This is a genomic window from Novosphingobium decolorationis, assembly GCF_018417475.1.
In the GTDB taxonomy this organism is placed as follows: Bacteria; Pseudomonadota; Alphaproteobacteria; order Sphingomonadales; family Sphingomonadaceae; genus Novosphingobium; species Novosphingobium decolorationis.
In genome coordinates this window covers 2510512-2533489 of the sequence record NZ_CP054856.1, presented here as the reverse complement: position 1 = coordinate 2533489, position 22978 = coordinate 2510512, and the positions used below count along the sequence as shown (strand labels likewise).

19 protein-coding genes are annotated in these 22978 nt (G+C 68.6%); 10 read left to right on the top strand and 9 right to left on the bottom strand.

Annotated features, from left to right (window positions below; genetic code table 11):
• Nucleotides 1-167 precede the first annotated feature (167 nt).
• Nucleotides 168-611 (top strand): glycine zipper 2TM domain-containing protein, encoded by a 444-nt coding sequence (locus HT578_RS11770; RefSeq protein ID WP_213499619.1) that lies wholly within the window; start codon nucleotides 168-170, stop codon nucleotides 609-611.
• Nucleotides 612-989: 378 nt separating this feature from the next.
• Nucleotides 990-1715, top strand: a complete 726-nt coding sequence (locus tag HT578_RS11765) for a hypothetical protein (RefSeq protein WP_213499618.1) — start codon at nucleotides 990-992, stop codon at nucleotides 1713-1715.
• Nucleotides 1716-1884: 169 nt separating this feature from the next.
• Here the strand turns inward: HT578_RS11765 and HT578_RS11760 are convergent, their stop codons facing one another.
• On the bottom strand, nucleotides 1885-3297 hold the full coding sequence (locus tag HT578_RS11760; protein ID WP_039390322.1) for a succinylglutamate-semialdehyde dehydrogenase: 1413 nt from the start codon (nucleotides 3295-3297) through the stop codon (nucleotides 1885-1887).
• Between the two features lie 143 nt (nucleotides 3298-3440).
• A complete protein-coding gene (locus HT578_RS11755; protein ID WP_213499617.1) occupies nucleotides 3441-4862 on the bottom strand; it encodes a protein adenylyltransferase SelO in 1422 nt (473 codons plus the stop codon).
• Nucleotides 4863-5065: 203 nt separating this feature from the next.
• On the opposite strand from HT578_RS11755, the gene HT578_RS11750 reads away from it, so the two are divergent.
• From HT578_RS11750 to HT578_RS11730, 5 genes are all read left to right on the top strand, one after another.
• A complete protein-coding gene (locus tag HT578_RS11750; protein WP_213499616.1) occupies nucleotides 5066-5968 on the top strand; it encodes an alpha/beta fold hydrolase in 903 nt (300 codons plus the stop codon).
• Nucleotides 5969-5997: 29 nt separating this feature from the next.
• A complete protein-coding gene (locus HT578_RS11745) occupies nucleotides 5998-7137 on the top strand; it encodes a glycosyltransferase (RefSeq protein WP_213499615.1) in 1140 nt (379 codons plus the stop codon).
• Between the two features lie 117 nt (nucleotides 7138-7254).
• Nucleotides 7255-8109, top strand: a complete 855-nt coding sequence (locus tag HT578_RS11740; RefSeq protein WP_213499608.1) for a tetratricopeptide repeat protein — start codon at nucleotides 7255-7257, stop codon at nucleotides 8107-8109.
• 23 nt (nucleotides 8110-8132) lie between these two features.
• The gene (locus HT578_RS11735) at nucleotides 8133-9512 is read left to right on the top strand and encodes an outer membrane protein assembly factor BamB family protein (protein ID WP_213499606.1); all 1380 of its coding nucleotides are present in this window, start codon (nucleotides 8133-8135) and stop codon (nucleotides 9510-9512) included.
• Nucleotides 9513-9618: 106 nt separating this feature from the next.
• Nucleotides 9619-10986 carry a methyltransferase family protein gene (locus HT578_RS11730; protein ID WP_213499604.1) on the top strand — a complete coding sequence of 456 codons (1368 nt, stop codon included), beginning with the start codon at nucleotides 9619-9621 and terminating at the stop codon, nucleotides 10984-10986.
• Between the two features lie 15 nt (nucleotides 10987-11001).
• Here the strand turns inward: HT578_RS11730 and HT578_RS11725 are convergent, their stop codons facing one another.
• From HT578_RS11725 to HT578_RS11715, 3 genes are all read right to left on the bottom strand, one after another.
• Nucleotides 11002-12375 carry a glutamate--cysteine ligase gene (locus HT578_RS11725; protein WP_039390333.1) on the bottom strand — a complete coding sequence of 458 codons (1374 nt, stop codon included), beginning with the start codon at nucleotides 12373-12375 and terminating at the stop codon, nucleotides 11002-11004.
• Nucleotides 12376-12451: 76 nt separating this feature from the next.
• Nucleotides 12452-13204, bottom strand: coding sequence for a 16S rRNA (uracil(1498)-N(3))-methyltransferase (locus HT578_RS11720; protein ID WP_213499602.1), 753 nt, complete (start codon nucleotides 13202-13204; stop codon nucleotides 12452-12454).
• Nucleotides 13205-13535: 331 nt separating this feature from the next.
• On the bottom strand, nucleotides 13536-14945 hold the full coding sequence (locus HT578_RS11715; protein WP_213499600.1) for a M20/M25/M40 family metallo-hydrolase: 1410 nt from the start codon (nucleotides 14943-14945) through the stop codon (nucleotides 13536-13538).
• A 114-nt stretch (nucleotides 14946-15059) separates the two neighbouring features.
• On the opposite strand from HT578_RS11715, the gene ubiA reads away from it, so the two are divergent.
• Complete coding sequence (ubiA, locus tag HT578_RS11710) at nucleotides 15060-16010, top strand: 4-hydroxybenzoate octaprenyltransferase (RefSeq protein WP_213499598.1); 951 nt, start codon at nucleotides 15060-15062, stop codon at nucleotides 16008-16010.
• A 21-nt stretch (nucleotides 16011-16031) separates the two neighbouring features.
• The gene (locus HT578_RS11705; protein WP_213499596.1) at nucleotides 16032-16706 is read left to right on the top strand and encodes an SOS response-associated peptidase; all 675 of its coding nucleotides are present in this window, start codon (nucleotides 16032-16034) and stop codon (nucleotides 16704-16706) included.
• Between the two features lie 8 nt (nucleotides 16707-16714).
• Here the strand turns inward: HT578_RS11705 and HT578_RS11700 are convergent, their stop codons facing one another.
• Nucleotides 16715-17086: a VOC family protein gene (locus HT578_RS11700; protein ID WP_213499594.1), complete on the bottom strand. Its 372-nt coding sequence runs from the start codon at nucleotides 17084-17086 to the stop codon at nucleotides 16715-16717.
• Nucleotides 17087-17248: 162 nt separating this feature from the next.
• On the opposite strand from HT578_RS11700, the gene soxR reads away from it, so the two are divergent.
• The gene (soxR, locus tag HT578_RS11695; RefSeq protein ID WP_338422131.1) at nucleotides 17249-17725 is read left to right on the top strand and encodes a redox-sensitive transcriptional activator SoxR; all 477 of its coding nucleotides are present in this window, start codon (nucleotides 17249-17251) and stop codon (nucleotides 17723-17725) included.
• Between the two features lie 64 nt (nucleotides 17726-17789).
• Here the strand turns inward: soxR and HT578_RS11690 are convergent, their stop codons facing one another.
• From HT578_RS11690 to HT578_RS11680, 3 genes are all read right to left on the bottom strand, one after another.
• Nucleotides 17790-18314, bottom strand: a complete 525-nt coding sequence (locus HT578_RS11690; RefSeq protein ID WP_052322148.1) for a hypothetical protein — start codon at nucleotides 18312-18314, stop codon at nucleotides 17790-17792.
• 311 nt (nucleotides 18315-18625) lie between these two features.
• Nucleotides 18626-22048 (bottom strand): AAA family ATPase, encoded by a 3423-nt coding sequence (locus HT578_RS11685; RefSeq protein WP_213499592.1) that lies wholly within the window; start codon nucleotides 22046-22048, stop codon nucleotides 18626-18628.
• Nucleotides 22049-22093: 45 nt separating this feature from the next.
• A complete protein-coding gene (locus HT578_RS11680) occupies nucleotides 22094-22855 on the bottom strand; it encodes a thioredoxin domain-containing protein (protein WP_039390342.1) in 762 nt (253 codons plus the stop codon).
• Nucleotides 22856-22978: the final 123 nt, after the last annotated feature.

Genomic DNA, 22978 nt, shown 5'->3' with positions numbered 1-22978 from the left:
GGCCGTTTGGGGCGCATCTCACCCCCGCAATCGTATCATTTCGTCGCAAAAGGGGAATCTGACAGCGCCGTTGCACTCCGTTCAGCTTCAGTGCTCTAAACCTGAATGCGTACCGCGGATAGGCCCCCGTCCACCGGGCCCGGGTCCCGCAATCGAGGAGAACACCGATGCACGCATTCTTCAAGGCAACCGCGCTGGTGGCGGCGAGCGCCAGCATCGCCACCGCCGTTCCCGCTTCGGCGGCCATTCAGAGCCAGGCCGCGCAGCCTGCGCCTGCGGCGGTCAGCGCGTTCGAGGTGAACCAGGCCGATACGCAGAGCTATGGCCGCGACCGTTACCGCTATTCGCGCGAGGATCGCCGCCGGGGCTACGGCCGCAGCAGCTATCGTGGCTACGACGAGCCCCGCCGCGTGTGGCGCGGCAACAACGGACGCTACTACTGCGAAAAGAAGGACGGCACGACCGGCCTCCTGATCGGCGGTGCGGCGGGCGCGCTGCTCGGCCGTGAGATCGACGGCGGACGTGACCGCACGGTCGGCACGCTGATCGGCGCGGCGGCTGGTGCCCTGCTCGGCCGAGAGGTCGACCGTGGCGGCCAGAGCTGCCGCTAAGGGCGATAGGGCCTCACGCGCTGCGGACAGGGTCGCTTCGACCGCTCTCTCCCTCCCCTGATGGAGCGGCCCTGTCCCGTCCGTGAGCTCCCCCAATCCTTGAAATCCCTGTCCGCGCAGACGGCGATGCGCAGGTGGGGGCACGCCCGGCGGTGCTGGCACGCTTCACGGCCTGCCCGCTCGGGTGGAAGGGCGTCTGCACCACATGTGCAGGCGCCCTTTTTCGTGTGCGGTGCTTCACCCACGGCAAGGATTGTGCGCGTCCGTTTCCCGAAATGGGACGCTGGGGGTCAAGGCGCTGGTCTTTACCTGCCGTTTGCCCTTTGAGTGCATGTCCCCGGTGCCATGAGGCACGCGGGCAGGAAGGATACCGGGACGATGCAGGAGTTGGTGCGAGGAAAGCGGACGGGCGGCTGGGCCTGCGCGGCGCTGGCGAGCGTTCTCCTGGCAGGCTGCGGCACCTCCGAGGAGCCGACCTCTCCGGCCAGCGATCCGGCGATGAGCGGGGCTCTGGGGGAGGACATCATGGTCGACCCCGAGATGGCCGGCCAGGCCGGCGCGGCGCTCGAAGCTGACGAGGGCGAGGTGAGCCTGCCCCCGGCCGATCGCTCGCCCGAGGCCATCCGTGATGCGCGCGCGAAAGCCGAAAAGCTGGTGGGCCACCCGATCCAGCCTGCGCCCGAAGCGCGCCAGGGCGGGGTCAACGTCCTCACCGAAAGCGCGGCGACCGCGGCGCAGGTCGCCAAGGCGACCAAGCTGGCCAAGACCGACTGCACGACCAAGCTCGCCTTTTCGAACACTTGGGCGGCCAAGGTGCCCACGGCGCTTCCCGTCTACCCGCGCGGCGCGGTGCAGGAAGCGGCCGGTGTCGCGGGCGAAGGCTGCGCAATGATCGTGGTGAACTACGCCACGCCCATCGGCGCGGGCGATGTCGTGGCCTTCTACCACGCCATGGCCGACAAGGCGGGCTACAGCGCGCAGGTGCGCCGCACCGGCACGAACTACGCCATCGGCGGGCGCAAGGGCGATGCGGCCTATGTCGTCTACGCCGGGCCGTCCGGGCCGGGGACGACCGAGGTCAATCTCGTGACTACTGGCAAGTAGGGCGCCAGAGCAGCAGAAAGAGAGTGATTCAAGGGGCCATCGCCCCTTGACCCCAAAATCGGCGACCTTGCCTCTTTCAGCCACCGTGGCACGCGCAAGGTGAGGTGGACCGTTCGGGGAGCCCGAGGGCGATGGCCCTCGGATTCATCTTTTTGACCTGTTCCTCAGATCAGGACTTCAGTCCCACGCCGATCACGGCGCGGGGCTGTTCCATCTCGCCCGAAGTGACCGGGTAGGCGCAGTAGTCCGCGGCGTAATAGCCGGTCGGGCGGTGGTTGCCCGAAAGGCCGATGCCGCCCATTGGCGCGGCGTGGCTGGGGCCCACGGTCGCGCGGTTCCAGTTGACGATCCCGGCGCGCATGTTGGCCCAGAAGCGGTTGTACTCCTGCGGGGTGCCCCCGATCAGCGAGGCGGCGAGGCCGAAGCGGGTGTTGTTGGCTTCCGCGATGGCCTGGTCGAAGTCGTCGACCTTGATGACCTGCAGGATCGGGCCGAACAGTTCGACGTCGGGGCGGCTGGCCATCGCGGTCGTGTCGATGATTGCAGGCGAGAGGAAGGGCAGCGTGCCCTCGGGGCGCTGGAGGTGCTTGATCGCCTTGCCGCCGTGGCTCATCAGGTAGAGGAAGCTTTCCGACAATCCGTCGGCGGCCGCGTTGTCGATGACCGGGCCCATGAACGGGGCGGGCTCGTCGAACGGGGCGCCCACGATGATGCGGTCGGCAAGGCTTTTTACCAGCGGCACGATCTGGTCGTAGAGCGAGGCCTTGACGATCAGGCGCCGCGCGGCCGTGCAGCGCTGGCCCGCGGTCGCAAAGGCGGACTGGACAATGAGCGCGGCCGCATCGGCAAGCTTGGGCGTGTCCCACATCACCATCGCGTTGTTGCCGCCCATCTCCAGCGCCACGATCTTGTCGGGGCGGGTGGCGAGCTTGCGGTTGATGGCGATGCCGGTCGGCGCGGAGCCGGTGAACAGCACGCCGTCGATCCCGTCGTGGGCAACCAGGCGCTGGCCTTCGCCCGGGCCGCCCGGTGCGAACTGCATGACCGCGGCCGAGACCCCGGCGCGCTGGAAGCAGCGGGCGAGCAGCTCGCCCGAAGCCGGAGCCTTCTCGCTCGGCTTGAAGACGATGACGTTGCCCGCGATCAGCGCGGGCACGATGTGCGCACCGGGCAGGTGGCAGGGGTAGTTGAAGGGCCCCAGCACGACGAGCACGCCGTGCGGCTTGTGGCGCAGTGCCATCTTGCCCTGGAGCGCGGAGTCGAGCTTGCGCTGGCTGGTGCGCTCGGCATAGGCGCGGATCGAGATCTCGACCTTGGCGATGACCGCCTCGACCTCGTTGTGGGCCTCCCACAAGGGCTTGCCCACTTCGCGCGCGATGGTGCGCGCCAGCGTGTCGGCCTCCTTGCGGACCTCGTTGGCAAAGCGGCGCATGAGCTCCATGCGCGTGGTCAGCGGCTGGGCGGCCCAGGCCGGCCAGGCGCGCCGTGCACGCGCAACGACGTCGTCGACGTCGCAGGGCTTGCCACGCCAGACCTCGGCGCCGGTCGCCGGTTCCAGAGAGATGATATCCGGTGCGCTCACGTTCCCGGCCGTTCCCCGATCGTTTGTCTGTGCTTAATGCACGTTACTGAGAAGTCCCCTTAGAGCCTGCGATCCCTAAGGGGAAGAAGTTGGAAATCCTGCATTCCCTTGCACAGGTATCCCTACCGGGTTCCTAATGCGAGTTACAAAAGCGCGCAGCGGCCTGCTGGCTTCGGTTTTGCCCCCAGCCGGTCCCCCAGCGTCCGGATCGCTTGTATCTTGGTTTCGAGTTCGCTCCAGTCGTCGTGTTCGGCAATGGCGGCCCAGATGCGCTCGACTTCCTCGATGTGGAGGTCGGGCGGGGTCTCCTCGTGCCAGAACGGATCGTCGAGCCCGGCGGCGGGGGCATAGGCGGCAAGGCGCTGGCCGAAGGCGTCCTCGCCCGCGTTGCGGGCCGCGCGGTGGTGGAAGAAGAAGCGGTCGGGCGAGAAGCCGGTCTCGACCATGGCGTCCTCGGCGGCCTGGATGAGCGCGGTGTCCGCCTCCTGCCCGCGCGACTGGACGCCCAGGCGCCAGCAGAAGCGCCGCGCCATGGCGGCCTGGTAGAGCGGGGCGAAGCGGTCGAGCGCGGCGATCAGCGGCTTCGTTTCGGCAAGGGGGCTCAGCGCCTGAGCCAGCTGGCCGCAGTTCCACAGGAGCGCCTCGGGCTGGCGGCCGAAGGCGTAAAGGCCGGTGCGGTCGAAGTAGGCGGCGGTGAAGCGCGGGTCCCAGCGCGGTGCCCAGCGCCAGGGGCCGTAGTCGAAGCTCTCGCCCGAAATGTTCATGTTGTCGGTGTTGAGGACGCCGTGGACGAAGCCCGCGACCATCCAGGATGCGGCAAGATCGGCGAGCCGCTCGACCACCTGGTGGAGGAGCACGATGGCGGGATTGGCGCGGTCGGGCGCGTCCTCGGGCGGCTGGCCTCCCGGGTACTGGGCCAGCGCGTAGTCGACGAGGCGGGAAAGGTGTTCCCTCTCTTCCAGCGCGTAGAGGCGCTGGAACGAGCCGATGCGGATGTGCCCGTGCGAGAGGCGCACCATGACCGCCGAGCGGGTGGGGGAGGGTTCATCCCCGCGCCACAGTTCCTCGCCGGTCTCGACCACCGAAAAGGTCTTGGAGGTGTCGACGCCGAGCGCCTCGAGCATTTCGGTGGCGAGGATCTCGCGCACGGCCCCTTTCAGCGTCAGGCGCCCGTCGCCATCGCGGCTCCAGGGTGTCTGGCCCGAGCCCTTGGTGCCCAGATCCAGCAGGCGTCCGTCCGAGCCTCCTTCGCGCATCTGTGCGAACAGAAAGCCGCGTCCGTCGCCAAGGTCAGGGTTGTAGTTGCGGAACTGATGCCCGTGGTAGCGCAGCGCGAGCGGGCGGGGAAGATTGCCCTCCAGCGGCTCGAACCGGCCGAAGTGGGCAACCCACTGGTCTTCGCTGAGCTCGCCAAGGCCCACCGCCTGCGCCCATCGGTCGTTGCGAAAGCGCAGCGTGTGCGCGGGGAACCGGGCGGGCGAGACCGAATCGGCCAGCCAGTCGGCCAGCGCGGTGATCGGGGTGTCGGGGCAGTAGGGGGCGGACGCAGGGGGGGAGCTTGCCATCCCTCCTAGGTGGACGTCTCCGCGCGCGGCTTCAAGCGCTAAGCGCGTGCGCCGCGCGCAGGGCGAGCGTCCCTTCGCAGCGCCTCGGCCAAGCCGGGTGTTCAGATGGATCGGGGAGGGCTATCAGTCGCTTGCCCCTGGCGCCGGCAATGCGCAGAGCGCCAGGCAACCGCAACAGGACGAGACCGGGACGCCATCGCGACATGACCAATTACGAGGAACGGCTCTGGGAGGATCGCTACTGGTCGAGCGCGGACGGTCTCAAGCTCCACTACCGCGACTATCTTCCCGCCAGCGTGGAGGGCGCGCAGGTGCTGGACGAGGCGCGCCCCGTGGTGCTGTGCCTCCACGGCCTCAGCCGCAACGCGCGCGATTTCGACGGCCTTGCCCCCCACCTGGCGCATCGCGGCTGGCACGTGCTGTGCCCGGACCTGCGCGGGCGGGGCGAGAGCGACTACGCGAAGGAGGCCTCCAGTTACGGCCCTGTCCAGTACGTCGCCGATATCCTCGATCTCATCCGCCACGAGGGGCTCCAGAAGGTCGTTGTCATCGGCACCTCGCTGGGCGGGCTTCTGGCCATGGGGCTGGTCCAGGAGATCCCCGAGCGGATCGCGGGCGCGGTCATCAACGATGTCGGCCCCTGGCTTGAACCGGCAGGGATGGAGCGCATCCGCGAGTACCTGGGGCAGGGGCGCAGCTATCCCACCTGGGTCCACGCCGCGCGCGGGATCGAGGACGCGCACGACGGCTCGCACCCCGACCAGCCATTGGACTTCTGGATCCGCATGGCCAAGCGGCTGATGACGCTTTCGAGCAGCGGTCGCGTGGTCTTCGACTACGACATGAAGATCGCCGAGCCGGTGCTCGACATCGACCTTGCCGACCAGCCCGACCTGTGGCCCTCGTGGGAGGCAATGGCGGGGCGTCCGCTGCTGGTGGTGCGCGGCGAACTTTCCGACGTGCTCTCGCTCAAGACCCTGGCGCAGATGCTGGAGCGGGTGCCCGGCGCCGAGGCGCTGACGCTGGCCCACGTGGGCCACGCCCCGACGCTTGATGAGCCCGAGGCGCTCGCCGCGATCGAGGCGCTGCTGGCGCGCACGCTCTGAACGGGGCGGGGAGAGGAAAGGGGGCGCCTGTGCATGTCCTGCACCTTCATTCGGGCTTCAACGCAGGGGGCAAGGAACTGCGCGCGGTGCGCCTGATGCAGGCGTTCGGGCCGGACATCGCGCACACCGTGGTCTCTGCCCAGCCCGGCGCCTATGGCGCGGCCGATGTGCTCGATCCGGCCTTGCAGGTGACGCTGGGAGGCGATTTTCCCGCGCTTCAGGGGCGGCCCACACCCGCCCGCCTGTGGCGTATCGCCCGGGCGATGCGGGGGTACGATCTTGTCCTCAGCTACAACTGGGGCGCCATGGACGCGGTGCTGGCGCACCGTCTTTTCGTCCGGCGCCTTGGCCTGCCCCCGCTGGTTCACCACGAGGACGGCTTCAACGAAGACGAGGCGGGCGGGCTCAAGTGGCAGCGCAATCTCTTCCGGCGCGTGGCGCTGGCGGGGGCGGCGGCGCTGGTCGTTCCTTCGCAGCGCCTTGCCGCTATCGCGCGGGACGCCTGGCACCAGCCTTCCGCGCGCGTGCGGCTGATCGGCAACGGCATTCCCACCGCGCGCTATACCGTGCGCCCGGCGTCCGATTCCCTTCCCGGCCTCACCAAGGCGTCCGGCACGTTCTGGCTGGGGACGCTCGCGGGCCTGCGCGCGGTCAAGAACCTGCCCCGGCTGGTGCGCGCCTTCGCCGCGCTGCCGCAGCCATGGCAACTGGTGATCGTGGGTGAGGGGCCCGAACGCGCGGCGATCCTCGCCGAAGCGCAGCGGCTGGGGGTGGCGCAGCGTGTCCACCTGCCCGGCTTCGTTGCCGATCCGGCGCGCGTGGTGGGGCTCTTCGATCTCTTCGCGCTTTCCTCCGACAGCGAGCAGTTTCCGATCTCGGTGGTCGAATCGATGGCGGCGGGCCTTGCCATCGCCGCGCCGGCCGTCGGAGACGTGGCGGCGATGGTGGCTGGGGAAAACCGCCCCTTCATTACCGCGCCTGGCGATGAGGCCGCACTGGCCCGCGCGCTGGGCGAGCTTGCCGGGGAGGGGGCCCTGCGCGCCCGGATCGGTGCGGCGAACCAGGCCCATGCGCAGGCCTTCTACGATGAAAACGCGATGATTTCGGCCTATCGGGAAACCTACGCAGCGGCTATGGGAGGCGCGCAAGGCTGGCCCTTGCCGTCCTGAAAGGCCCGTTCAGTTCCGCTTCAGAGCGGGACGTGCAGCGATGATGGCCGTTGAAAAGCCGCATTCATACGCTAAACAGCCCCAAACCCACCTCGTACCGCAGAAAGCGCCCCGATCTTGGCCCTGCCACCTGACACGAATTCCGCCTCCACCGGCTCCGACAAGAACGACAAGGCCGCCGCCCAGAAGGCCGCGCAGCAGGACGTCTTCGTCCGCGAGGTCGACGATGCCCTGCGCCAGGACCAGATGGAAAGCTTCCTGAAGGGCAAGGGGCTGGCACTCGCCGTGCTGATCGTGCTTGTCCTTGCTGGCTTTGGTGGCTGGCTTTACTGGAACCACCACCAGAAGACCCTGCGCGAAGAGCACGCCGAGGCCTATATCCAGGCGCTCGACAGCGTCCAGTCGGGCAATCTCGACGACGCCAAGGCCAAGCTTCAGGCGCTGAGCGGCGAGGATGCCAAGGGCAACGCCGTGCCCGCCAGGCTGATGCTGGCCGCGATCGCGCAGGAGCAGGACGACGTTGCCGGTGCCGCCAGGATCTACGAAGGCGTCGCCGCCGATGAAGCCGCACCCAAGCCGCTGCGTGACCTCGCCACCGTGCGCCTTGTCGCGGCGCGCTTTGACGAGATGAAGCCGCAGGACGTGGTGGACCGGCTCAAGCCGCTCGCCGCGCCCGGCAACGCCTGGTTCGGCGTTGCGGCCGAGATGGTCGGCATGGCCTACCTCAAGATGGACAAGCCCGGCCAGGCCGGTCCCCTCTTCGCCGAGATCGCCAAGGACAAGAACGCCAGTGAAGGCCAGCGCAGCCGCGCGCGCCAGCTTGCCGCCGTGCTGGGCGTCGATGCCGTGCCCGACGTGGTCGATGCGCGCGGCGAGGCAATCGAGGACGCCGAGACCACGTCCGAATCCGAAGCCGCGCCCAAGGGCGCCAAGGCGCAGGCCGCCGACAGCGGCGATACGGCCGCCGAATGAAATCTACCTGTAAGGATAAAGGCATGACCGCAGTCGACCTGACCCATCGGGCCCCGCGCCGCGCCGTGTGGCGCCGCCGCGCCGCTCCGCTCCTGGCGCTCGCGCTGGTGACGGGCCTTTCGGGCTGCAAGCTCTTCGGCGGTGGCGGAGACGGTGGTCCCAAGACCCCGACCGTGGGTGAGCGTATCCCCATCCTCTCGCGCATCGAGAGCGGCGCCGAAGTCGATCCCTCGATGGCCGGCGTCTCGGTGATCCTGCCCCCCGAACAGGTCAACGCCACCTGGGCGCAGGGCGGTGGCAGCGCCAGCAAGTCCTACGGCCACCTCGCGCTGTCCTCCAACCCGTCCGAGGTCTGGAGCGCCAGCATCGCAGGCTCCACGCAGCGCGCGCGCCTCGCCGCCTCGCCGGTGGTGGGTAACGGACGTCTCTACGTCATCGACACGCGCGGTGTCGTCCACGCCTTCAACGTGGAAACTGGCAGCGAGGTCTGGACCAAGAGCTTCAAGGTCTCTGGCGAGGACGAGAAGTCGATCTTCGGCGGCGGCGTCAGCTTCGATGGCGGCAAGGTCTTCGTCACCACGGGCGTGGGCGAAGTGGCCGCGCTTGACGCGCGCACCGGTGAGCAGAGCTGGTCGGTCAAGCCCGCAGGCCCCTTGCGCGGCGCGCCCACGGTCGCCTTCAACGCGATCTACGTGATGACGCAGGACAACCAGATCTTCGCGCTCAACGCGGCCGACGGCAAGGTGCTGTGGAGCGAATCGGGCTCGATCACCCAGTCCGGCGTCTTCGGCGTGGCCTCGCCCGCCGCCGCGCGCGGCACCGTGATTGCCGGTTATTCGTCGGGCGAGCTTGTCGCCTACCGCTACGAGAACGGCCGCCAGCTCTGGTCGGACGCGCTCGCACGCACCTCGATCTCGACCGAAGTAGGCAGCCTCACCGACGTCGATGCCGATCCCATCATCGACCAGGGCCGCGTCTTCGCGCTGGGCCAGGGCGGGCGTATGGCGGCGTACGAACTGCTCACCGGCCAGCGCGTGTGGGAGCTGAACCTGGCAGGCATCTCCACCCCGGCGGTCGCGGGGGACTGGGTCTTCACGCTTGACGACAAGGCCGAGATCCTCGCGATCTCGCGCGCCAACGGCAAGGTGCGCTGGCTGACCCAGCTGACCCGCTACGGCAACCCCAAGAAGCGCAAGAACCCGGTGTTCTGGGTCGGTCCGGTGCTGGCGGGCAACGCGCTGTGGACGGGCAACTCGGACGGCGAGGTCTACCGCATCGACCCGGCAAGCGGTGAGGAAACCCTCTTCACCAAGGTCAAGGACGCGGTCTCGCTCGCCCCTGTGGTGGCCAACTCGACGCTCTTCGTGCTCGACGATTCGGGCCGCATTACCGCGTTCCGCTAAGGACGGTGGGGCGCGTGTTCGGCTCCGGACATGCGCCCTTATCCTCTCTTCGCGCCGATTTCCTCCGTTTCGGTCGCTTTAACCAATTGCGGGTAGCTCTCTTGGCATGACGAGCCAGAGGGACACGGGGGATAGCGAGACAGGCGCACAGCGCCCGGCCAGTGACGTGTCGGCGGGTGTCGGCCTTGTCGGGCTGGCTGCGCTCCTGTGTTGGCTGCTGATCTGCCGCAACTGGGCGAGCCTGGCCGCGATGTTCGGCATTCCCGGCCCCCGGGCCCCGATGAGCGGTCCTTACGCCTCGCTCGCCGCGCTCTTCGTGACGGGCACCGCGATGAGCCTCTATGCGCTCTTCGTCGACAAGGTTCATCGCAACCCCTCCACCGGCATCGACTGGGCCCGCCCGCGCCCTTGGCGCGCGGTCCGCGAGATCTCGATCACCAAGATCGCCGGGCTCTGGGCGACCTGGGTCGGGATCGGCCTCTTCTACTGCATCGCGCGCTGGTACTGGGACGGGCAGTATCTCTTCGCCATGCAGGTGATCGGCGCGGCGGCGCCGGTCCTGTTCCTCCTCTCGATCCCCTATGTCCTGTGGCTCGACCGGGTCCTTGTCGAACCGCGTGACGCCTCCTGGCACTTCGGCGCGCTTCTTCTGGGTCGCGAGGCATGGGAAGCCGAGCAGGTGAAGAAGCACTGGCGCGCCTGGGCGATCAAGGGCTTCTTCGGCGCCTTCATGATCTCGATCCTGCCCGGCGGCTTTGCCCAGATCGTCGAGGCGGACCTGTCGCGGATCGGCTCCGACCCGGTCGAGACGGGCTCGCTCCTGATCGGCCTTCTCTTCCTCATCGACGTGCAGATCGGCACGGTCGGCTATATCTTCACCTTCCGCCCGCTCGACGCGCATATCCGCAGCGGCAACCCGTTCCTGGCGGGCTGGGTGGCTGCGCTCCTGTGCTACCCGCCCTTCGTGTGGGGCACGATCGGGCGTTCGGACGTGCTGGGCTATGAAGTCCACACCGGCGGGTGGGCCTACTGGCTGGAGGGCTACACGCCGCTTCTGTGGCTCTGGGCAGGGCTGATGGTGGTGCTGACCGCGATCTACGCCTGGGCGACCTTTGCCTTCGGCCTGCGCTTTTCCAACCTCACCTATCGCGGCGTCCTGACGAACGGGCCGTACCGCTTCACGCGCCACCCGGCCTACCTGTCGAAAAACGCCTTCTGGTGGCTCTCGACGCTGCCCTTCCTCGTCACCAACGGGTCGCTCACCGACATGGTGCGCAACACCGTCCTCCTCGCCATCGTCAGTTCGATCTACTTCTGGCGCGCGAAGACCGAGGAAGCGCATCTCCTGCGTGAGGACGCGAAATACCGCGAATACCACGCGTGGATGGCGCGCAACGCCTTCATTACGCGCACCATCTCGGGGCTCTGGACGCGCGTTGCGCCCAGGCCGGTATCCGCGCAGGCCGCCGAGTAGGGCGGCCCGGCCGGATCAGAAGCTCTTGACCTTGTAGACAGGGGCGATCTCGCCCTGCCACTCGCCGTTGTAGAGGTCGAGCAGGCGCTGGGCGGGAACCCGGCCGCTGGCGACGATCTCGGCGAGCGGTTCCAGATAGCCGGTCTCGTTGTCGCCGCTCGCGTTGAGGCGGCCACGTGCGGCAAGCCCCTGCCGCGCGATGTCGAGCACTTCGCCCGCGATGTCGCGCAAGGTGCCCCCGGTCGGGATCGGCGCGTCGAGGCCGAGTTTCGGGACCGAGCTGCGCAGCGTTTCGCGCCCTTCCATGTCCCAGTCCTTGACCAGGTCCCAGGCCGCGTCGAGTGCGCCCTGGTCATAGAGCAGGCCGACCCACAGCGCGGGCAGCGCGCAGATGCGGTTCCACGGGCCACCATCGGCGCCGCGCATTTCCAGGAAGGACTTGAGGCGCACTTCGGGAAAGGCGGTGGAGAGGTGGTCGTTCCAGTCCGAGATGCGCGGCTTCTCGCCGGGCAGGACCGAAAGTTCGCCCTTCAGGAAGTCGCGGAAGGAGAGGCCGGCGGCATCGATGTACTTGCCGTCGCGGAAGACGAAGTACATCGGCACGTCGAGCATGTACTCGACATAGCGTTCGTAGCCGAAGCCCTCTTCGAACACGAAGGGCAGCATGCCCGTGCGCGCCGGGTCGGTGTCCGACCAGATGTGGCTGCGGTAGGAGAGCATGCCGTTGGGCTTGCCCTCGGTGAAGGGCGAATTGGCGAACAGCGCGGTCGCCAGCGGCTGTAGCGCCAGCGAAGTGCGGAACTTCTGCACCATGTCCGCCTCGCTCGAATAGTCGAGATTGACCTGGATGGTGCAGGTGCGCAGCATCATGTCGAGGCCCATCGAGCCGACGCGCGGCATGTGCCGGGTCATGATGTCGTAGCGGCCCTTGGGCATCAGCGGCAGGTCCGCGCGGGCCTTGTCGGGCCACATGCCCAGCCCCAGGAAGCCCTTGCCGATGCGATCGCCGATGGTCTTGACCTGGGCCAGGTGACGTCCGGTCTCGGCGCAGGTCTGGTGCAGGTTTTCCAGCGGCGCGCCCGACAATTCGAGCTGTCCGGCCGGCTCCAGGCTGACGGTGCCGTCCGAACCCTTCATCGCGATGACCTTGCCGCCCTCCAGGATCGGCTCCCAGCCGAATTCCTCAAGCGCGAGGAGAAGGTCGCGGATGCCGCCTTCCTCGTCGTAGGAGGGGGCGTGGTGGTCGCTCGTGTCGTAGACGAACTTCTCGTGCTCGGTTCCGATCCGCCACGCCTCGCGCGGCTTCTCGCCCGCGGCCATCGGCGCGGCAAGCTGGTCCAGGGTCTCGATTACCGGATCGTCACGATCCGAAGCCTCGCGGGTACTCATGGGCCCGGAGGTAGAGATGCGAAGGCCTTAGCGCCAGCCCCATTTTTGTTTCCAGGCATACAATATGGCTAGGTATTCACACGGTGGACCAGTCGCCCCGCGTTGCCATCCACACCGCGCAGGCCGCGATCGTGGCGGTTTCACCGCGCAGGATGCGCGGGCCCAGCGTGATCGCGCGGGCGGCGGGATGGGCGCGGATGGCGGCACGCTCGGCATCGTCAAAGCCGCCTTCCGGGCCTACCAGCAGCGCGGCGGGGCCGCTGTGCGCGGCAAATTGTGCGGCGGCCGGTTCCCCGCCCTGCTCGTCGGCAAAGAAGAGGGCGCGGTCCTCCGGCCAGTCGGCCAGCAGCGCGTCGAGCTTCATCGGGCCTGTCAGTTCGGGCAGCGCGGTGCGCGCGCACTGCTCGGCCGCTTCGGACACGATCGTCTGCGCGCGCTCGGGGTTGAGCTTGTCGGCAACGCAGCGCCGGGTCAGTACCGGCTGGATCCGGGCGACGCCCAGTTCAGTGGCCTTTTCCAGCACGAGATCGAAGTTGGGCTTCTTCAGAAGCGCGGCGCAGAGCCAGAAATCGGGCACCGCCTCGCGGTCGCGCAGCTTGTCACGAAGGGCGAGGGTGACGTGGCGCTTGCCCGCGTCGAGCACCTCGGCCGCCCATTCGCCGGTCACATCGTCGCACAGGATGACGGCATCGCCCGCGCCCACGCGCATGACCCGCGCGAGGTAGTTCGCCGGGTTGCCGTCAAGGGTCAGCTCCTGCCCCTCGGCGAGCGGGCCGGAAACGAACAGACGGGGGGCCGAACGCGGCGGCCAGGCGGGAGTGGCGGGCATGGGCGGATCTCGTTGCAGCAGATGGGGGCGCCTTAGAGGGGGCGGGCAGGGGAGATCAAAGGGAAAGATTGAAGAAGGTGAGGTCCGAGGCCCATCGCCCTCGGGCTCCGCAGCCCGTCCAGTTTACCTTTGGCCTGTGATCTTGGCTGAGAGTCCGCCAGAAACCAGAGGGGAAGGGCGTGAAGGAAATATCTTTTCAAGGGGTTATTACCCCTTTACCCCAGAATCGGAGGGCTCGGAGTTCTCGGCCAGGGCGGCAGGAGAAAGCTGAGCTCGACCATTTGGGGAGCCCGAGGGCGATGGCCCTCGGAAACTCCCTCTTCTTATTTGCTCACTTCAACAGCGTACGCAGCAGCGTCTCCCACTGCTTCACCGCCGGGTCGAGCGTGGCGAGCGGCAGGCGTTCGTTGAGGCCGTGGGCAAATTCGTCCTTGGGCTCCATGAACACGGCCGAGACGCCGAAGGCGGGGATGCCCTTGGAGCGAAAGTGCATCGAATCGGTGGCGCCCGCGCTCATGCCCGGAACGATGGAGAGCCCGGGCGCGCGTTCGTGGACGGCGACCTCGACGGCTTTCAGGACGTCGCTGCGCAAGGGGCTCTCGATCGATTCGAGCGTGCCGTTGTCCTGGAAGGCGCAGGTGATCTCGGGATCGGCGATCACCTGCGCCAGCGTCTCCTGCACCTTGGCGCGGGAGGTGCCGGGGAAGATGCGGCAATTGACGTTGGCGCTGACCGACTGGGGCAGCGCGTTGGGGGCATGGCCGCCCTCGATCATGGTGGGCACGCAGGTCGTGCGGATGAGGCCGATATATTCGGGCCGCGCGGAGAGCGTGGCGGCGGCCTTCGCGTCGGTGGGATCGGCGATGAGCGCGCGCATCGCGGGCGCCACTTCGGCGGGGGCAGCAGCCACGCTGCTCTCGAAGTAGGCCTTGGTCAGCGGGCTGACGGTGACCGGGAATTTGTAGGCCCAGATCTTCTCCATCGCCGCGCTCATGGCGGCAATGGCGTTGGTCGCGCCCGGACGGCTGGAGTGGCCGCCGGGATCGGTCAGCGTCAGCTTGTAGTCGGCGTAAGTCTTCTCGCCCGCCTGGACCTCGTAGACGAAGGGCTGGCCCGCCTCGTCGAGCGTGCCGCCGCCCGAATCGGCGTTGAGGACGAGATCGACCTTCCCCGCCTCCTGGACGATGGCGCTGGCCATGGCGGCGGTGGTCGCCATCTGGGTTTCCTCGTCGCCCGAGAAGCCGAGCACGATGTCGTGGGCCGGGACCCAGCCCTCGCGGCGCAGTTTCATCATCGTCGCGGTCACGATGGAGAGCCCGGCCTTGTTGTCGAGCGAACCGCGCCCGAACAGGTAGCCGTCCTCGATCACCGGGTTGAAGGGATCGCGCTCCCAGTCCTCGGGCTTGGCCTCGACGACGTCCATGTGCGCGATGATCGCGGTGACCGGCGCCTTGCGGTCGCGGCCCGGGTAGCGGGCGAGGAGGTAGCCGGTCTCACCCTGGGGCACGAAGGTCACCTCGTCCTCGGCGAATCCGGCGTCGAGCAGGCGCGCCTTGAGCTTGGCGGCGAGCACGGGGACCTGTCCGCGGCCCTGAACGGTCGGAATGGCGACGGCTTCCTGGAGGACGGTGAGCGCTTCGCGGCCCGCGGGCGTCTCGGGCGCCTGGGCCATCGCGGGCGGTGTGGCGAGTGCCAGGACGCTTCCCATCGCGGTGCAAAAGGCGAGTGTGTTCAAGCGCATCGTTTTCGTGTCCCCCGTTCGTGATCGCGTTGTGAGCGAGCCTGTGTTGTTGCGCGTTCAGGCACCTGGCGCAACGCCAAAGCGGCAAGGCTGTGTGCATGGGACACGCAGGACATGACAGGGGCGTCCCGATCCGGTATTTCCCGGGGGGTGAGTGATCCTACCTTCGTCCCCGACAGCCAGCAACGTGGCCTCGTCGCGGCCCTGCCGCCCCAGCTTCGCGATTACGCGATGCTGGCCCGTTTCGACCGTCCTATCGGCTGGTGGCTGCTGTTCTGGCCCTGCGCGTGGAGCGTGATGCTGGCGGGCGGCGAACAGCGCCTGGGGCTCATCGCCTGGCTGCTGGTGGGCTCGATTGCGATGCGCGGCGCGGGCTGCGTGCTCAACGACATTGTCGATGCCGACCTTGACCGCAAGGTGGCGCGCACCGCGCAGCGCCCGGTGGCAAGTGGTCGGGTGAGCAAGAAGGCGGCCTGGGGCTGGCTCCTGCTGCTCTGTGCGGTGGGCCTTGTGGTTCTCTTCCAACTGCGCCTTGAAGCGCAGCTGGTGGCGCTGGGCAGCGTGGCGCTCGTGGCGGCCTATCCGTTCATGAAGCGCATCACCTGGTGGCCGCAGGCCTGGCTTGGCCTGGTCTTCACCTGGGGCGCGCTGGTCGGCTGGATCGAGATCCGGCAGGACCAGCTGGGCGCGCTGGCCGCGCTTTACGCAGGCTCCATCGTGTGGTGCATCGGCTACGACACGATCTACGCCATCCAGGACCGCGAGGACGATGCGCTGGTGGGCATCCGTTCGTCTGCGCGGCGGCTGGGCGAGCACGTGCGGCTGGGCGTCGGTGGCTTCTACGCGCTGGCCGTGGCGTTCTGGGGGCTCGCCTTCTGGACGGTGCGCCCGGACTGGGTGGGCCTGATGGCGCTGGTGCCCGTCGCGATGCACCTGGGCTTCCAGGTCGTGACACTCGACACAGCAGACGGCGACAACGCGCTGGCGCGGTTCCGCTCGAACCGGGATCTGGGTTTCGTGATGGTGCTGGCCTGCTGGGTGGTGGGCAACGCCGGGGTCGTCTGAGGACGCGCCCCAACGGCCATCATGTGCAATCTCTACCGCATGACCAAGGGCACCGCCGAGGTCGCCGCCCTGTTCGAGGTTCTGCCCCAGGAAGGTGCCAACTTCGCCGAGGAAGTCTATCCCGGTTACTCCGGCCTTGTCGTTGCGGAGGGGCGCGCGCAGACGATGACCTGGGGCTTTCCGCTCGTGCTGAAGGGCCGGCAGGGCCAGCCCCTCAAGCCCAAGCCCGTCACCAACGCGCGCGACGACAAGCTGCACACCCGTTTCTGGAAGGACAGCTTCGTCCACCGCCGCTGCCTGGTGCCCGTCACACGCTGGGCCGAGCCCGAGGGGAACGCGGGGCAGATGACGCGCACCTGGTACGGGATCGAGGGGGTGGACACTTTCGCGGTTGCGGGCCTGTGGCGCGACAGCCCGGAATGGGGCCGGGTCTACACCCTGGTCATGGCACCCGCCTGCGAACAGATGGTCGATGTCCATGACCGCATGCCCGTCCTCCTCCCCCGGCGCGACTGGTCCCGCTGGATCGAGGCCGCGCCGGAAGAGGCGTTTGGTCTGTGCGTTACCTCCCCGGCGCCGCTGACGGTGGAGCGAACACGGCGGCTATGGACCGGCGCAGGCGATCTGCCAGCGTCGGCCGAAGAGGGCGCGGAGCCCGACGGGGACGCGGACGAGACCATGCCCCGGCTTCTCTGAGCACGGGCTCATTCATAGCTGACCACCTCGAATTCGATGTGGTCCCAGTCGAAGAAATAGAAGCGCCGCCCCGGCTCGTAGTCGCCATGGTTGAACGGGGTGAGCCCGGCTGCGATCACCACCGCCTCGGCCGCGTCGAGATCGTCCACCACCAGCCCGATGTGGTTGAGCGGCTGGCCCTTGGCGAACCCTTCGTGCGCCTTGCGGTCGGTATAGACCGCCATGTAGCTGAACGCCTCGCCGACATGGATCGTCTCGCCGCCGTTGATGGCGGGCCCGCGCCAGCGCTCGTGCCAGCCGAGCAGGCTCTGCAGCAGGCGGGACGAGCGATCAATGTCGCTGACGGTGATGTTGGCGTGCTCCAGACGGCCACGGGCCATGACTTTTCTCCTGTTGTGTCACCGGCGAATCAACCGGCTTGGAGAAAGTGCAAGTTCAAGTTAGGTTGAGATCAAGCGGGAAATGTGCGTCCTGTGTGAAGGCGGCGCGACAAAGGTGAGCTCGACCGTTTTGGGAGCCCGAGGGCGATGGCCCTCGGAATCATGCCTGTTCCTTTTTCCATCTTCCCGGAGACCGCGATGCCCAGCTTCATCACCATCGGCGAACTGGCCCGGCGCACGGGCGTAAAGACCTCCGCGATCCGCTTCTACGAGGAGAAGGGCCTGCTCCAGGCGCTGCGCACGAGCGGGAACCAGCGGCGGTTTCTGCGCTCGGACATCCGGCGCGTGAGCTTCATCCTCATCGCGCAGAAGCTGGGGCTGCCGCTTGCCGAGATCGAGCGGGAACTGGCGCGCCTGCCGCAGGGCCGCACGCCGAGTGCACAGGACTGGGCGCGCATCAGCCGTTCGATGCGCCGGGCGATCGAGGACCAGATCGCCATGCTCGAGCGCACCCGCGACCGGCTCGACGGGTGCATCGGCTGCGGCTGCCTCAGTCTTGCCAAGTGCCACCTCTACAACGCCGAGGATGTGAAGGGGCGGGAAGGCCCGGGGCCGCGTCTGGTGCTGGCCCCCGACTGAGCGTTCACGAAAAAGGGGCCGCGCATCGGCGCAGCCCCTTCGTGCGTCTCGACGAGGTGGAGCCTCAGACGTCGGGCGCGTCCTCGTTGGTGAAGTTCTGCCAGTCGGGGGTGATGAACTTCTCGTCGATCAGCGTGCGCTGGTAGCAGATGCCGTCGCGGAACCACTGCCAGGTGCGCGAGCGGTGGGTGCGCGCGTCGTTGTTCTGGATCATCTCGTAGAGGTAGATGCCCGGCTCGTTCTTGCGGGTCCAGTTGAGGCAGGTCGAGCGGTTGAAGTCGTCGGGCTGCATCTCGGCGGCCCAGCCCTTGATGAGATCGTTGTCCCACCAGATGCGGCCGTCCTTGTAGACCGCGGGGAAGTCGCGCACTTCCTTGCGGCCGTCGTCCCAGAAGTAGTGGTTGGTCTGGTGGTAGTGATCGACGCCGTCCTTGTGGATCAGGCGGCAGATCAGGCGCGAGCGGTGCTGGTCGACGAGTTCGCCGGTCTTGGCATCGTAATAGCGGTACCAGCCTTCCCACACACCTTCGTTCGAGGCGAGGATCGGCATGGCTTCGCGCACGCCGGGCTGGTTGATCAGGTCGGTCACGGGTACTCTCCTTCCGGGGGATCTTGCGCGCCACCTTCGTGGCAACGTGGGCCTATTCTTGGAGGATCGCGGCACCGGGGGAGAGCTCTTTGCGGGGCTATCCGGGGTGCGATCAATTGGTATGCCATTAAGCCAATTGATCGGGAGGGCAAGTGTTTTGGATGAAAGATGAAAGGACATTTCCGAGGGCCATCGCCCTCGGGCTCCCAAAATGGTCGAGCTCAACTTGGTCGCGCTACGTGGGACTAATGGGGTGAGGTCGCCCATTTCCGGGGTCCAAGGGGCGATGGCCCCTTGTATCCTCTTTTCTTCTACTCTGCCGCGAGCAGCTCTTCCGCCCCGCCCAGGTCCACGCTGACAAGGCGCGAGACGCCCTTTTCGACCATCGTGACCCCGAACAGGCGGTGCATCCGGCTCATGGTCACGGCGTTGTGGGTGACGATGAGGTAGCGGGTCTGCGTCTCGCGGGTCATGGCGTCGAGCAGGTCGCAGAAGCGCTCGACATTGGCATCGTCGAGCGGGGCGTCGACCTCGTCGAGCACGCAGATCGGCGCGGGGTTGGTGAGGAAGAGCGCAAAGACGAGCGCGACCGCCGTCAGCGCCTGTTCCCCGCCCGAGAGCAGCGTCAGCGACTGGAGTCGCTTGCCCGGCGGCTGGGCATAGATCTCGAGGCCCGCTTCGAGCGGATCGTCCGAATCGATGAAGGCCAGGTGCGCGTTGCCGCCCATGAACAACTGGGTGAAGAGGCGCTGGAAGTGCGCGTCGACCGCCTCGAAGGCCGCGCGCAGCCGCTCGCGCCCCTCGCGGTTGAGATTGCCGATCGAACCGCGCAGGCGCGCGACCGCCTCGGCCAGTTCGTCCTTCTCGCTGACCGAGGTGCCCAGCTGCGCTTCGGCGGCGGCGAGTTCGTCGGCGGCGACGAGGTTGACCGGGCCGATCCGTTCGCGCTCGGCGGAGAGTTTTTCCAGCTGCGCATTCTCGGCCTCGGCGGAGCCCACGTCGGCGGCGGTGAAAGCGTAGCGTTCGGCCAGGACCGGGGGCGGGCACTGGAAGCGCTCGCCCGACAGGCGCGCAAGTTCGACACGGCGCGCGTCCTCGTTTTCGGCGCGCGCGTTGGCCCCGGCGCGGGCCTCGCGGGCGCTGGCGAGCTCCTCTTGCGAGGCGGCGAGCGCCGTGTCGGCGGCCTTGGCAGCCTCCTGCGCGGCCTCCACGGCCTCTTCTGCGCGGGCGAGGTCGTCCGCGAGGCGGGTACGGACCGCTTCGGCCTCGGCGATCTGGTCGTGGAGCGCCTCCGGCTTGGCCGCGACGATGCGCAGCTCGGTCTCGATCTCGTCGAGCCGCCCGGCCATCTGCGCGAGGCGCGACGCTGCATCGCCCGCGCGAGTCTGCCAGCTCTGGATGTCGCTGGCTTGCGTTGCGTGCCTCTCGCGTGCGACGGCCAGCGCCTGGTCGTGCGCGGCCAGCTGGGCGGTTGCGGTCTGGTGCGCGTCGCGGGCCTCGGTGTTGCGGGTGCGCGCGGCGTCGAGCGCGGCGCGGCCCGCTTCTGGATCGGGGAGCCCCGCGCGCTTCGCCTCGGCCTGGGCAAGCTCGTCCTGCGCGACCTCGCGGCGCTGGGCGAGGTCCTCCAGGCCCGTGGCGACTTCGGTGGACCGGGCGGCGTGGCGTTCGCGTGCGGCCTCGGCCTGATCGACGCGGCGCAGGGCCGCGCGGTCGGTGTTGGCGGCCTCGGCTACCGTGCGTTCGGCGGCCACGATCTCGCTCTGAAGGGCGGACAGCGCGTCCTGCGCGTCCGTCTGCTGCGCTTGGGCCGACGTGACCGCCGCGTGCAGGGGGGGCAGGCGCTCCTCCAGTTCGGCGAGCCGGTTTTCCGCTTCCAGCCGCGCGGCTTCGGCCCCGCCTTCGCCGCGCGCGACAAAGCCGTCCCAGCGCCGCAACACGCCGCCCAGCGTCACCAGCCATTCGCCCGGGGCGAGCGCGCGGCCATCGTCTTCGGGCGCGACATGGACCAGTGCGAGCCGGGCGGCCAGTTCCTCGGGGCATTCCGGCACGTGGGCGGCGAGGCTGTCCGCCACGGGGTCAGGGGCCTGCGCCCCGCTCCAGAAGCGCCCTTCGGCCCCATCCACGAGCCCGAGCGGCACTTTGGCGTCGCGCCCCAGCACGGCGGCGAGCGCGCGTTCGTAGCCGGGCTCGGCGCGCAGGGCGTCGATCGCGCGGGGGAGGCCATGTGCCGCCTTGGCGCCCTTGGCGCGGGCCTCGCGGTCGCGCATGAGGGCGGCGTGCTCGCGCTCCACGCCGGTCAGGTCGGCCTTGGCGCCCGCCAGCGCGGAGGCGGCGGCGTCACGCTCGGCCTGCAGCGCGCTCTTGCGCTGGCCCAGCGCTTCGAGCGCGGCGCGCGTGTTGGCCAGCGCGGTGCTGGCCGCTTCGGCCTGGGTGTGGGCGGCGGCGAGGGCCGTGTCGGGATCGTCCTCCTGGGCGAGGGCGGCGCGCTGCTGCTCCAGTTTTGCAGCTTCGGCGGCGAGCCGGTCGAGGCGGCCCTGTGCCTGCTCCAGCTCGGCGGCGGCGATGCGCCATTCGGCGTCGACCCCGGCCTGCGCGGCGGTGGCCTGCGCAAGGTCGAGTTCGGCGCTGCGGGCGGCGCGCTCCACCCCTTCCAATGCGTTGGCGAGGCGCGGGCGCAGGGCCTCGTCCTCGGCCAGCTTCGCGGCGCCCTCGGAAAGGTCCGTCTCCAGCTTGGCCAGCGCTTCGGCGGCTTCGCGCGTGACGCGGTCGGCGTGGTCGCGGTCTTCCTCCAGCCGGGCCTTCTGGCGGTCGAGGTCGGCGCGCCGCTCCTCGGCCGCGTCCAACTGGTTGGTAAGGGTGGACAAACGGTGCGCTTGGGCCTGGACATCGTCGCGCCGGTCGGTCTGCTCATCGCGCGCGGTGACAAGGCCTTGCGCGGCGGCGCCTTGGGCTTTCTGTGCCTCGAAGGCGGCGCGCTGGGCAGCCCCGACGCGGGTGTCGGCGGCCTCGGCCTCCTTCTTCGCGGCCTCGGCGGCGGCGGCGGCATCGCGCCAGCGCGCGTAGAGGAGGCGCGCCTCGGCGTGGCGGATCTGCTCGGAGATTTGCTTGTAGCGTTCGGCCGCCTTGGCCTGGCGGCGCAGCCCGGCGACCTGCTTGTCGAGGCCGGCCATGATGTCCTCGAGCCGGGCAAGGTTGGTCTCGGTCGCGCGCAGCTTCTGCTCGGCGTCCTTGCGGCGCACGTGGAGGCCTGAGATCCCCGCGGCATCCTCCAGCATGGCGCGGCGCTCGGCAGGCTTGGCCGCGACGACCGCCGCGATGCGGCCCTGGCTGACGAGCGCGGGGCTGTGCGCGCCGGTGGCGGCATCGGCAAAGATGAGCGCGACGTCCTTGGCCCGCACGTCGCGCCCGTTGACGCGGTAGGCCGAGCCTGCGCCGCGCTCGATCCGGCGCACGACCTCGAGCTCTTCGTCGTCGTGCGTCCGGGCCTGGAGGACGACTTCGGCAAAGGCGCGCGCGGGGCGGCCCGACGTGCCTGCGAAGATCACGTCCTCCATGCCGCCGCCGCGCATCGACTTGGCCGAGCTTTCGCCCATGACCCAGCGCAACGCTTCGAGGAGATTGGACTTGCCGCAGCCGTTGGGGCCCACGACGCCTGTCAGGCCGGGCTCGATGTGCAGTTCGGAAGGTTCGACGAAGCTCTTGAAGCCGGTGAGCTTGAGACGCCGGAAATGCACGGCGGTCCTACGCCCGCTCGGGGCAGGGAAGGACCGCCCGTAGCATCAGCGCGCGCCGGCCTGCTGCAGCTTGGCTTCAAGCGGCTTCCATTCCATCGATCCGACGTTGGCGCCGTTGATGAAGAAGGTGGGGGTGCCGGTGATGTTCTTTTCCTTGCCGGCCGCATCGGTCTGGTCCGCGAGGGCCTGCGCGGTCTCGGTCTTGGCGAGGCACTGTGCGCCCTGCTCCTTGGAGATCCCGCGCGAGGCGAAGAAGTCGGTCATGCCCGAGGCCTCGGCAAGCGCGGCGAACTGCTTGTCGCGCGGCATTGCGCCGATCTGCTGGAGCTTTTCCTCGCCCGCGCTCTGCAGGTTCTCGAACATGTTGGGCTGCCAGGCCCAGAACTGCTCGGCCAGCGGGATTACCGCCTCGTCCGAGCCGCAGGTGGCGAGCATCGTGGCCGAGAAGTCATAGGGGTTGAGCATGAAGAAGCGGATCTCGTAGCTGACGCGGCCGCTCTTAACGTAGTTATCGCGCAGGTCCGCGAAGCTTTCCTCGGCGAACAGTGCGCAGTGCGAGCACGACAGCGCGCCGTATTCGACGAGCTTGATCGGCGCGTCGGGGTTGCCCATGCGGTAGCCGCCGTCCTCGGTCTTGCTGATGACGCTGGCCCATTCGGTGCCCTCGGGCGGCGCGACGGTGGCGAGTGCCTCGCTGGCGACCGGCGCTTCGCTTTCAGCGGCCTTGTCGCCGCAGGCCGCGAGGCCAAGAGCGAGCGGGGCCACGAAGAGGCCGAGGGCGATCTTGCGCAGGGCAGGGGAAGTCATGTGTCGCGAATCCTTGGTTGATGAAGCAGTCTGGCAGAAACCGGGCGCAAGGTTGAGGGGCGCGCAGCCCCGCATGGCCATCTTTGCACAGTTGGGGGGCACAGTTGGAGGCGGAAAAAAGGC

Coding starts and splice junctions, on each gene's coding strand:
- HT578_RS11770 (WP_213499619.1), top strand. CDS start 168: ATGCACGCATTCTTCAAGGCAACCGCGCTGGTGGCGGCGAGCGCCAGC.
- HT578_RS11765 (WP_213499618.1), top strand. CDS start 990: ATGCAGGAGTTGGTGCGAGGAAAGCGGACGGGCGGCTGGGCCTGCGCG.
- HT578_RS11755 (WP_213499617.1), bottom strand. CDS start 4,862: ATGGCAAGCTCCCCCCCTGCGTCCGCCCCCTACTGCCCCGACACCCCG.
- HT578_RS11750 (WP_213499616.1), top strand. CDS start 5,066: ATGACCAATTACGAGGAACGGCTCTGGGAGGATCGCTACTGGTCGAGC.
- HT578_RS11735 (WP_213499606.1), top strand. CDS start 8,133: ATGACCGCAGTCGACCTGACCCATCGGGCCCCGCGCCGCGCCGTGTGG.
- HT578_RS11730 (WP_213499604.1), top strand. CDS start 9,619: ATGACGAGCCAGAGGGACACGGGGGATAGCGAGACAGGCGCACAGCGC.
- HT578_RS11725 (WP_039390333.1), bottom strand. CDS start 12,375: ATGAGTACCCGCGAGGCTTCGGATCGTGACGATCCGGTAATCGAGACC.
- HT578_RS11720 (WP_213499602.1), bottom strand. CDS start 13,204: ATGCCCGCCACTCCCGCCTGGCCGCCGCGTTCGGCCCCCCGTCTGTTC.
- HT578_RS11715 (WP_213499600.1), bottom strand. CDS start 14,945: ATGCGCTTGAACACACTCGCCTTTTGCACCGCGATGGGAAGCGTCCTG.
- ubiA (WP_213499598.1), top strand. CDS start 15,060: ATGACAGGGGCGTCCCGATCCGGTATTTCCCGGGGGGTGAGTGATCCT.
- HT578_RS11705 (WP_213499596.1), top strand. CDS start 16,032: ATGTGCAATCTCTACCGCATGACCAAGGGCACCGCCGAGGTCGCCGCC.
- HT578_RS11700 (WP_213499594.1), bottom strand. CDS start 17,086: ATGGCCCGTGGCCGTCTGGAGCACGCCAACATCACCGTCAGCGACATT.
- soxR (WP_338422131.1), top strand. CDS start 17,249: ATGCCTGTTCCTTTTTCCATCTTCCCGGAGACCGCGATGCCCAGCTTC.
- HT578_RS11680 (WP_039390342.1), bottom strand. CDS start 22,855: ATGACTTCCCCTGCCCTGCGCAAGATCGCCCTCGGCCTCTTCGTGGCC.